This is a genomic window from Spirochaeta dissipatitropha, from assembly GCF_054657935.1.
In genome coordinates, this window is sequence record NZ_BAAHXT010000003.1 from 350,802 (window position 1) to 360,971 (window position 10,170).

At 48.3% G+C, this 10,170-nt stretch carries 9 protein-coding genes; 3 read left to right on the plus strand and 6 right to left on the minus strand.

All coding sequences use genetic code 11. The features are described 5' to 3' along the window. Positions 1-44 precede the first annotated feature (44 nt). Genes nadB through nadC form a run of 3 tightly spaced genes read right to left on the minus strand, consistent with a single transcriptional unit; the run spans position 45 to position 3,620 of the window. A complete protein-coding gene (gene nadB, locus ACYQ2L_RS05185) occupies positions 45-1,649 on the minus strand; it encodes an L-aspartate oxidase (RefSeq protein ID WP_460051985.1) in 1,605 nt (534 codons plus the stop codon). Positions 1,650-1,672: 23 nt separating this feature from the next. Then, a complete protein-coding gene (nadA, locus tag ACYQ2L_RS05190) occupies positions 1,673-2,740 on the minus strand; it encodes a quinolinate synthase NadA (protein WP_460051988.1) in 1,068 nt (355 codons plus the stop codon). Continuing rightward, complete coding sequence (gene nadC / locus ACYQ2L_RS05195) at positions 2,712-3,620, minus strand: carboxylating nicotinate-nucleotide diphosphorylase (RefSeq protein WP_460051991.1); 909 nt, start codon at positions 3,618-3,620, stop codon at positions 2,712-2,714. Before nadC ends, nadA begins: the two co-directional genes overlap by 29 nt. A gap of 207 nt (positions 3,621-3,827) precedes the next feature. Between nadC and ACYQ2L_RS05200 the strand changes: the two genes are divergently transcribed. The 3 genes from ACYQ2L_RS05200 to ACYQ2L_RS05210 all read left to right on the plus strand — a co-directional run bounded on the left by ACYQ2L_RS05200 (position 3,828) and on the right by ACYQ2L_RS05210 (position 6,455). Continuing rightward, on the plus strand, positions 3,828-4,952 hold the full coding sequence (locus ACYQ2L_RS05200) for a M15 family metallopeptidase (RefSeq protein WP_460051995.1): 1,125 nt from the start codon (positions 3,828-3,830) through the stop codon (positions 4,950-4,952). A 166-nt stretch (positions 4,953-5,118) separates the two neighbouring features. Further along, complete coding sequence (locus ACYQ2L_RS05205) at positions 5,119-5,817, plus strand: SDR family oxidoreductase (protein WP_460051998.1); 699 nt, start codon at positions 5,119-5,121, stop codon at positions 5,815-5,817. Then, positions 5,811-6,455: a ThuA domain-containing protein gene (locus ACYQ2L_RS05210; protein ID WP_460052002.1), complete on the plus strand. Its 645-nt coding sequence runs from the start codon at positions 5,811-5,813 to the stop codon at positions 6,453-6,455. Before ACYQ2L_RS05205 ends, ACYQ2L_RS05210 begins: the two co-directional genes overlap by 7 nt. Before the next feature lie 148 nt (positions 6,456-6,603). On the opposite strand, the gene ACYQ2L_RS05215 is transcribed toward ACYQ2L_RS05210, so the two are convergent. From ACYQ2L_RS05215 to ACYQ2L_RS05225, 3 genes are all read right to left on the minus strand, one after another. Next, complete coding sequence (locus ACYQ2L_RS05215) at positions 6,604-7,779, minus strand: hypothetical protein (protein ID WP_460052004.1); 1,176 nt, start codon at positions 7,777-7,779, stop codon at positions 6,604-6,606. Positions 7,780-8,120: 341 nt separating this feature from the next. Then, positions 8,121-9,077, minus strand: coding sequence for a bifunctional 4-hydroxy-2-oxoglutarate aldolase/2-dehydro-3-deoxy-phosphogluconate aldolase (gene eda, locus ACYQ2L_RS05220; protein WP_460052006.1), 957 nt, complete (start codon positions 9,075-9,077; stop codon positions 8,121-8,123). Positions 9,078-9,351: 274 nt separating this feature from the next. Further along, positions 9,352-10,152 (minus strand): IclR family transcriptional regulator, encoded by an 801-nt coding sequence (locus ACYQ2L_RS05225; RefSeq protein WP_460052011.1) that lies wholly within the window; start codon positions 10,150-10,152, stop codon positions 9,352-9,354. Positions 10,153-10,170: the final 18 nt, after the last annotated feature.

The following is a 10,170-nucleotide window of genomic DNA, read 5'->3' on the forward strand; positions in this document are numbered from 1 at the left end:
CGGCCTACAATCAGAATACCTCTTTCAAGCGGATCCATACAGGGCTACTCCCGATAATGACAACCCACACTACGCTTGTTTTCCCAGGCCGCCGTAGTCACAATTATGGCACTGCGCACGGCATTTCTCAATCCGATCAAATCGTCCGTCAGGGTTGCCGAACGATAGAAGCGCTCTATCTCCATTTCCAGATGCCTTAATTCGCTGTAAGCCCTCTCAAGACGGCGCGCGGTCCTGACCAGTCCGACATAGTTCCACATAATGTGACGGATTGCACTCATATCCTGCTGAATCAGAGCAGGGTCTGGAGCATCGGTGCCTGAGTTATGCCATGGCGGAATTTCATTCTCTTCCACACCATAGCGCTTGATCCCGGTTTTCAGTCCTGCAGCCGTAATATCGCGGGCCGAGCGAAGCCCCCAGACCAGCCCTTCCAGCAGGGAACTGCTTGCCAGGCGATTGGCACCATGCACACCGGAACAAGCAACCTCGCCAACGGCATACAGATTTTCTATGGTTGTCCTTCCCCAGCTGTCCACCCACACACCACCGCAGGAATAATGTGCAGCAGGAACAACCGGAATCGGATCCCTGGTCATATCAACGCCATATTCCAGACAGGATTCATAGATAGAAGGAAATCCCCTGCGGATATCCTCGGTAGGAATGGTGCTGGCAGCATCCAGAAAGACATGTTCAGTACCCGTAGCCAGCATCTGTTGATGTATTCCCCGCGAAACAACATCACGCGGAGCAAGATCACCCCATTCAGGGTCGAATTTCTGCATAAATGAACGCCCATGGCTGTCTACCAGCCGGGCACCAGCCCCGCGGACCGCCTCGGAAATAAGAAAATTTGGCGCATGCTGATGATGAAAGGTAGTCGGATGAAACTGGACAAACTCACTGTTGATCACCCTGGCCCCTGCGCGGTAGGCCATAGCAATTCCATCTCCGCGCGCTCCTGACGGATTGGTAGTCCTCAGATACAGGCGCCCAAGCCCTCCGGTTGCCAGAATGGTTTTCTGGGCATAACAACGCAGAACCTGCTGTTTCCTGGAATCAAATAGATAAGCCCCGACGCAATTTATCCTGTCATAAACCGCAAGACTGTTTGACGAATGATGAGCCGGTGTCAGTAAATCAACCGCAGTAATTGACCACATGAGACGCACATTCGGATGAGCCTCCAGCGCCTTGATCAATGCCCGCTGAATAAGCGCTCCGGTTGAATCAGCGGCATGCAGAATTCTCGGAGCTGAATGAGCTGCTTCACGTGCCAGCAGAAGGTTGCCCTCCGCATCAGCATCGAACTGAATGCCGAGGCGTTCCACAAGCACCCGCGGAACCTCCACCTGGCCGACCGAACTCATAATATGCACTGCATCCGGAAGGCTGTGACCATGTCCGGCCGCAATTACATCTTCTTCGGCAAGCTGCCGGGTATCCGGCGATCCATCCGCAGCAGTACCACCGGCCCCCGGCCACATAATCCCGCCCTGGGCATAATAGGTATTTGATTCAAGGGGATCTTCATTGCGGGTAATCATCAGAACATCCACCCCGGAATCTGCAAGTTCAAGAGCAGCGCAGCCCCCGGCTATACCGCTACCGATCACCAGCACATCAGTTGTTAACAGCTTATCCACAATCAATCCCCCGGAAGTCCAGATCAGCCTATTCTAAGCATTCTATCTACCGCAGCAAAGGCCCGTAAACGAATATCCTCTGGAACATCAACTTCAAACTGTGTCTCCTGCAGGGCCTTGAGTGTATCCTCCAGGGTAATCTCGTTCATATGCGGACAGCGAACACTGCACAAACGCAGCATCTCGCGCTCGGGATTATCTGCCGCAACATTGTCCCCCATGGCACACTCGGTCAGCAGCAGATATCTCGGAGCATCATGTTCTCTGACATAGCGGATCATTGCAGTAGTACTGCCGGAGAAGTCGGAAGCAGCCGTAACCGCCGGGCTGCATTCCGGATGCGCCAGAATCAGGGTTCCCGGAAAGTCACGGCGTATATTGGTAATATCCTGAACCGTAAACTTCTCATGAACCTCACAGCGGCCGTTCCAGCCTATCATCTGATAGTCCAGACCCGGCTGTCTGTTCATGACCGGCTCGATGCTGGGAAACACGATATGCTTGCCGGTCTCCCTGGCAACATTACCTGCAAGATACTCATCCGGCAGAAAGATCACCGTATCTGTTCCCAATGATTCCACGACTGCTTTAGCATTTCCTGAGGTACAGCAGATATCACATTCTGCTTTTACATCGGCATAGGTATTGATGTAGGTAACCACAGGAACACCCGGAAATTTCTCTTTCAGTTTCCTGACATCCTCTGCAGTAATACTCTCGGCAAGCGAGCAGCCTGCTTTGGAAGACGGCACAAGCACAGTCTTTTCAGGACTGAGAATCTTCGCAGTCTCCGCCATGAATTTCACACCGCAGAATACAATCATATCCTTGTCAGTTTCTGCAGCACGACGGCTCAGCTCAAGAGAATCTCCAGTAAAATCCGGAATGGAATGAAACAATGCCGCTTCCATATAGTTATGACCCAGAACAACCGCATTGCGTTCCCGCTTCAGTTTATTTATCTGCACCGCAGTCTCGGCCTTCAAACGGACCTCAAAATCCGGTGCTGTGTTCCGAAGTACTTCAGAAAGATGCCGGTACATTACATCGACATCGGTAATATCAGCTGCTGCTGCCTGTCTGTTTCCCATATATAACTCCCTCAGATAAGGTCTCCAGATGAATATCAAGGGCTTTGACTGAATGAGTCAAACAACCCACCGAAATAAAATCAACACCTGTTCGAGCAATCTCACTTATTGTATTCAGATTCACATTCCCGGAAGCTTCCAGCGGAGTGCGTTTTCTGGTAGCAGCAACCGCCTCCCGAAGCTCCACCAGCGACATATTATCCAGCAGGATGCGGTCTACACCGGCATCCAGGGCTTCCTTGAGCTGGTACATATTCGCAACCTCAACCTCGATCTCAACCCCCCGCGGCCGGGCCCTCTGAGCCCGCTCGACCGCCTGACGTATGCCACCGGCGGCAGCGATATGATTATCCTTGATCATGATCATATCATATAAACCGAAGCGATGATTATATCCCCCGCCAAGCCGCACCGCCATCTTGTCAAAAACCCTGAGACATGGCCCGGTCTTGCGTGTATCAAGCAGAACCGCCCTGGTACCCGAAAGCTTTCTGACAAATTCCCTGGTCAAGGTCGCTATACCACTCATTCTCTGCAGAAAATTCAGAGCCGTACGCTCCGCTGCCAGAACAGACCTTGATGAACCCCGGATATACGCAACATCGGTGCCCGCGCTAACCTCAGTTCCATCCTCAACCAGGCAGGTGAAAACCAGATCAGGATCAACCTTCTGGAATACCCTGGCTGCTATCTCAAGTCCAGCGATGACACCATCCTCTTTTACCCGGCAGATATGTTCCTGCCGCATCGACTCTGACACCACAGCAGCGGAGGTGATATCGCCAACATCTTGGAAATCCTCCAGAAGGGCAAGATCAATCCCGGCCTCGATCAGCTTGTTTTCTCTGTCCAAATAGAACGGTCTACCCGAAGTACTCATAGCTTCCTCAAATATCAGAATATTCAGGCCCGAAGTATAGCGAAATTTACCAGACGGTTTATACCCATGGATCCCGAAATACAGTCAGCTTTTTCAAAATTGCGTTCTTCACACAGGAATTTACCGAAAGCTCCATATACATACAACAATTCTGCAGGAAAACCCCACTTGCACAGTCATCCGGCATCACATACATTTACAGGATATATGAATGCGCACAAATCCTCCGGAAACCACAACCGGCAATTATACATAGCAATCAGAACTGCACCGAGATTAATCTCTCTTGTCCTTTATATGACATGCCTGACCCTCTTACCGCTTGTGTCCCAGCCGCAGGCAGAACCAGCGCCTTCGACTGAGGAACAGCCTTCCCCGGCCGAATCCCTCCACCCGGCAGAAACAGAATCAGCCATCCCGACAGTACCCGGCAGTCCAGACCAAGCCCAGGAAGCCGATGGAACCCACGGCACCTTCCCCGAAGAAGAACAACACATAACAGACAGCCTCACACCTCAAGGGATACTCCAGGCACTACAGCAGGCATATCCCCACCGTGTGCATCGATATGAAATCCACGACGGCGAATGGCGGATCCTCATAGGCGATGAATGGCTGTACTACGCCAACGGAAGATTCCTTCCCCGGAACATGCGAAGCCAATGGGAGCAGTACGACCCCATCCCCTTTTACTCATATCCGCGAACACTGCCCGAGTTCACCCCACCGGAAGGAGAACACCGCGAACGACTCCAGCAGCTGCTCACCCGACGCAGCGAAAATCCACCCCGGCGCCACCCCGGCCTCTACAACGCCATCTGGCAGAGCTACGACCAGCGAAGCTCCTATGAACAGGTGAAAACCATCTATTTCCTCGGCAAGCAAACAATGGTCCATCGCGACCTGCTCTCCATCCTCGCCTCCATAGAACACGAAATCAACACCCTCGCCCTCCAGGATCCTCAAATAGCCGCTTACATCCGGAGCATAGCCGGCGTTGAAGGCTACAGCTACCGACGGGTAGCCGATACCGCATCACTCAGCTTTCATTCCTACGGCACCGCCGTCGACATAGTCCCCTCAAATTACCATGGTCTCTCTCCCTATTGGCTCTGGGCAAGTCAGTGGAATTCCCGCTGGTACGATATGGATCACAGCCAACGCTACATGCCGCCAGAAAGCATAATCGAAATCTTTGAACAGCATGGATTCATCTGGGGCGGAAAATGGCTTCTCTTCGACACCATACACTTTGAATACCGCCCCGAAATCCTCATCCTCAACAACTTCCGCCGCCAGGAACCCGTCATCCAGCTCCACCGTTACCAATGATCCCTCGAACGCTCATGCTCGGTCCCATGCTCGGTCCATGCTGAAGCCACAATCGGGGGGCATCAGGTTATAGCCAGCGGAATCCTTTTCAGAGACATGCCCCCCGCGGCGCACACGGTTGCGCCGCTCCCCGGGAGCTGTATACTGTAAGGCAGAGGTGATACATATGAATATATTAATAACCGGCGCCGCACGTGGTCTCGGATTCGAGCTCTGCAAACTCTTTCTCACTGATGGACACAGAGTCATTGCGCTTTCCCGTTCAGTCAGTCCCGGAATGCAGCAGCTGCTGGACAGCACTTCAGATAAGAGTCTGCAGTTCCATATCTGTGATGTCTCTCAGGAAACTGAAGTCGCAGCAACCCGAAAATCAATTGAATCGACTATCGACTCACTGGATATTATTATCAACAATGCAGCCGTCCATCTTGAACAGGATCAACCGGATATCCAGGACCTTGATTTCTCCAGATACCAGACAAGTTTTGCAATAAACTCGATTGCACCCCTTTCTGTAGTGAAGCATTTTCTTTCCTTGCTGCAGAACGGAGCGTTCAAATCAATCGTAAATATTTCTTCAGAAGCAGGCAGTATCGGAAACTGCTGGCGGGAAAAGGAATACTCCTACTGCATGTCCAAAGCCGCCCTGAACATGGCTATGCGCATCCTTCAGAACAGGGTGAAGAAAGACGGTATCCGTGTTCAGCTGATTCACCCTGGCTGGGTACGAACAGATATGGGCGGACAGCAAGCAGACCTGTCTCCCGGGGAATCAGCAGCCAGCGTACATGCGCAGATCATGAAAGAACAAACAGACGATGAAGCAATGTATATCGACTGGAACGGGAACCCAATGCCATGGTAAATATACTCTGTATTGGTGGATCGGATGCACCCTGGCATCAGTTCGATGAATACCAGATCGAGCTTAAGGAAATACTGAAAGATATACCAGGAAACGTCCACTACACTGAGGACCTTGATGCCTTCAGAGCCGATAATATACGCGACTTCAAGCTGATAATCTGCTGTGTATCCGAACGACAGCTTAAGCCTGAACAGGAATCCGGCCTTTTAACCGCCATCTCGGGTATAAACCCCCAGGTCACCGGAGAGCCAAAAAGTTTTTTCGGCTTCCACTGCGCAGCAACTGCCTTCTCGGAATCATCCGCCTACCAGAGAATGCTCGGAGCACGATTCCTTGCTCACCCCCCCATGAGGGACACGATTGAGGTTGAAATACTCCGCCCGGATCATCCTGTTTGCTCTGGTATAGACAGCTTCAGCCTCATTGATGAGTTATATCTGTTTGAAACCTATGGAACATTCACCACCTTGTTTCAATCCAGGTACGGCGAATTCAATTGCCCTCTCGGCTGGGTAAAACAGTATGGAATGGGAAAGGTCTGCTATTCTGCATTCGGCCATGGACGTGAACAGCTGCAGGAACCTGTAGTCAGGGAAATAATGATGAATATGGGATTATGGTCTCTGAGTAATTAAAAAAAGACACCATAAACTTAAGTTAGGCAGAAACAACAGCAGATGGTTATCAACTCATCCTCTGTAAAATCAAAATCTCAAGTTGTTTTATATTAACAACTTGAGATCTATTAACTTCGCGAATGCCTACACATAATTCGATGTTTCATCAGTTCAGTATATATTTTGGAGGCAATTTCTGGCTCAATTGTCCCGGTGTGTATAATTGTCGCTTCCAGATCCGCTCATCTTCTTCCGGCACAGCTGTCAAATGACTCAGAAAAGCCCTCTGAGTAAACATTTTTTTCAATCGGCTCCTCACTATTTTTTCAGGTAAACCAACTCGCTGCCAGCGTCTCTCTTTGCTCTTTCCCCGACTTCTATATGGCTTCATGAAATTATGATACATGCGATACACCTGTGCAGATTCCATGGCATTCACCACATTTCTACGGAAAGTCACCGTCTCTCGCACATAAGCTGCAATATCTTTTCTCAATTCCCTATCAAAATTGTCCATGGCAAACATCGGCCCACCAGGTCCCCTGTGATGATCAGAACTAATGGTTTTCCAATTCACCTTAGAGCTTGCAATTTGAGTATGAAGGCGTTCACAAATTCCAATTGCGATAGGATATTCCAGCTTGTTATCGGTGATGAAAGTTACCGCGCCAGGCATATTCAGTGTTGGCATCTCAGGAAGTTTCCATTGCTCTATACAGTCACTCATGGTACCCATCACCCGACTAAAAGAATTTACAATACCTCGAGGTTCAGGTCTAAAAACCGCTTCGAGCCTCGCCTGTTGCTTCTTTTGTCTTTCTGACATTTTACCGGTTCTTCGAATCGTAACATGATCCATAGCATATAAATATTCACTTTCTTTACCTATCACCACATGCAAATTACTTGGATAGTACTGACTAACCTCAAAGGAAACAAAACCATCAGCAATGAGATCCTCAGGCTTCCTTAGATACGGTTTGAGCTCTGCATGCAAGGCAATACAGTTACGAGCAAGTCGGCTAATACGGTTTCTACGAATTGATGGGGAAATCCCTCGATTTCGCTGGGTAGCAGCCAGACTGCAACGACTACGCACATCCTTTAATAAATCACTGTAAGACACAATTCTGTGAACCCGATAATCAATAGAAAAAGTCCGCTCAGTAAAAAACCTGCCGCAATGCTTGCATTGAAACCTCTGAAAATCTCCAGCACAGGCAGAACTGCGCTTACCTTTGAGCCAGAACCATTTTCCAACACGACTCTTTTCATAACGGCTACGCTTGTGATGGTTATGATGTGTACAATTTTCATTTGGACAAAAAGGTGGGGTATGCATAAGAAACTCCTTTATTGCATAAGTGCCTACCTGTAAATACAACAAGGTTTTTAATTCAGAGGAAATTGCAAAATTACGTGCAATTTCCTCCTCGCATCAGTAGCGACTTCTCAAGTTGTTTTATATAAACAACTTGAGAAGTTATAATCTTGCGAATGCTCATGCAAAATGTAAATTTGCAAAAAGCTCTTCAGAGTATAAAAAGAGAAGGAATTGTTGAGTTTCATGGTGTCATTATCTGACCACTAGCAAAAAAACGCCCCAACTGCCGTGCAAACAGCTGGGGCGGCACCGATAAGGCGCAATAGGAGTAACACTTGAGCTTTTTACATTTCCTTAATTCACTGCAGCAAATGCAGTGCAAAACCACCGAGTCCCGGCTCAAGATAGATTGCTATCATATTGCCGTCTTTATATTTTGCTGTTTCTTCAACAGCTTTGAATCCGTACTTTTCGAGAAAGGCTGTAGCCCTGTCAATATTCCACGTCCGTATAGCTATATGTCCATGAGTCCCGAGGTAAGGAGATTTCATAATCTCAATAGCATCAGAAGCAAATATGGAGGAGGCTCCATTTCGAATTTCCAGTCCCAGCAGTGAGAAAAAATCTGCGCTTGCAGCGGCTTCGTTATCATCCTGGCTGTTAATTCCGACATGAGCAAAGGAGAACCCGTGCATAGTCTGAACTGCTTTCTGACAAAGTTGGGTAATAAGATCCCATTTACCTGTCTTGATAGCCTCTTCAGGTACCATCCAGCTTCCACCGACTGCCAGAACATTTTTCATAGAAATATATTCATGCAGATTACCAGCACTGATCCCGCCTGTGGGCACAAAAGTGACCTGAGGGAAGGGTCCGGAAAGAGCTTTCAGCATTTTCGAGCCGCCTGAAGCCTCAGCAGGAAAGAATTTCAGGGTGTCGATTCCACGCTCTAGCGCCGCTTCTATCACACTTGGATTGTTGACTCCCGGCATTACTGGTATACCCTGCTCCAGACAAAAGTCAACAACAGCAGGATTGAAACCAGGGCTGATAATAAACTGAGCACCAGCTGCGACTGCTTTTTTTGCAAGCTCAAGATTAATAACCGTACCCGCTCCGGTTAAAACATCCGGTACAGCATCACGAATTTTTTTTATGCTGTCAGCAGCTGCTTCAGTACGAAAAGTGATTTCGGCTATAGGAATACCGCCAGCCTGCAGTGCTTTCGCAAGTCCCGGAGCGGAATTTGCATCGTCAATTTTCACAACCGGTACAAGACCGATTTTATAGACATCGTTCAGTAATGTGCTGGACATGTAATAGACTCCTTACAATCTGATTTTTTCTATTATATCAGAACACAAGGAGATTGCAACATATTTTGGAACATTATTTCAAAATATGAACGACTCTCAAAGATATATTACTCTGAGTGATAAGAAAAAGGTACCATCAATTACTGGCATATTATTTCTCTGTCACATATTAAGGCTGAATTTACAACCATAATTTACAACAGAGATAAGTCTTTCTGTAAATCATGACAGAGAAATAATTTAATCGAGGTTCAAGGTACCTTTTTCTTATCACTCAAGAATGACCCCCAAGAATAGCGGAAATTTCATTGGCAGCTTCATGAATAAGTCGTGAATACTCGGCTTCCTTCTCTGCGTCAAACCTGAATTTGGGCCAGGACACGCTTATTGCCGCAACCGCATTGCCGGTATAATCCCTGATCGGACTGGCAATACAACGAATCCCCTCTTCATGTTCCTCACGGTCGTGTGAAAGACCACTATCCTTTATAGCCTTTAATTCCGTCATGAAGCTCTCGGGCTTTGTAATCGTATGAGGAGTAAAGGGAATCAACTCGGTTGTATCAAGATATTCTTTTATCTGATCCTGTTCGGCATCAGAGAGCAGTGCCTTCCCGATGGCAGTGCAGTACAAAGGTATTCTCCTTCCAACGCGTGAATACATTCTGAGTGTATATTTGGATTCAATCTTGAGAATATAGGTAGCCTCATGCTCATCCCTGATACCCATATGTACCGTTTCGTGGAGCTGTTCAGACAGACGCTCGGCAATCGGATGCGCAATTACCGGTAAATCAAGATGATCCAGCGCCCGTGAACCAACACTGAACAGCTTCATAGTAATATAATACTGATCATTCTCATCACGCCTGACATAACCAAGATCTCTCAAAGTATTCAGGAATCGGTAGACAGTGGGCTTGGCAAGACCAGTCTTTTGAGAGAGATGTTCAAGGTTATAACGGTTTCTGGTTGAAAGAATCTCGATAATCGAGAATACACGCACCACCGCGCTTATCGGTGAGCCCGGGGTGCCGTATCCTTCTGAACTGTTTTTCTGCGTTTTTATGGCCATAGACCATATTTAGCGATG

What these genes read in the sequence shown, in the direction of transcription:
- nadA (WP_460051988.1), bottom strand. Translation starts at nt 2,740, where the DNA reads ATGGGAAACAGACAGGCAGCAGCAGCTGATATTACCGATGTCGATGTA.
- nadC (WP_460051991.1), bottom strand. Translation starts at nt 3,620, where the DNA reads ATGAGTACTTCGGGTAGACCGTTCTATTTGGACAGAGAAAACAAGCTG.
- ACYQ2L_RS05200 (WP_460051995.1), top strand. Translation starts at nt 3,828, where the DNA reads ATGAATGCGCACAAATCCTCCGGAAACCACAACCGGCAATTATACATA.
- ACYQ2L_RS05205 (WP_460051998.1), top strand. Translation starts at nt 5,119, where the DNA reads ATGAATATATTAATAACCGGCGCCGCACGTGGTCTCGGATTCGAGCTC.
- ACYQ2L_RS05210 (WP_460052002.1), top strand. Translation starts at nt 5,811, where the DNA reads ATGGTAAATATACTCTGTATTGGTGGATCGGATGCACCCTGGCATCAG.
- ACYQ2L_RS05215 (WP_460052004.1), bottom strand. Translation starts at nt 7,779, where the DNA reads ATGCATACCCCACCTTTTTGTCCAAATGAAAATTGTACACATCATAAC.
- eda (WP_460052006.1), bottom strand. Translation starts at nt 9,077, where the DNA reads ATGTCCAGCACATTACTGAACGATGTCTATAAAATCGGTCTTGTACCG.
- ACYQ2L_RS05225 (WP_460052011.1), bottom strand. Translation starts at nt 10,152, where the DNA reads ATGGCCATAAAAACGCAGAAAAACAGTTCAGAAGGATACGGCACCCCG.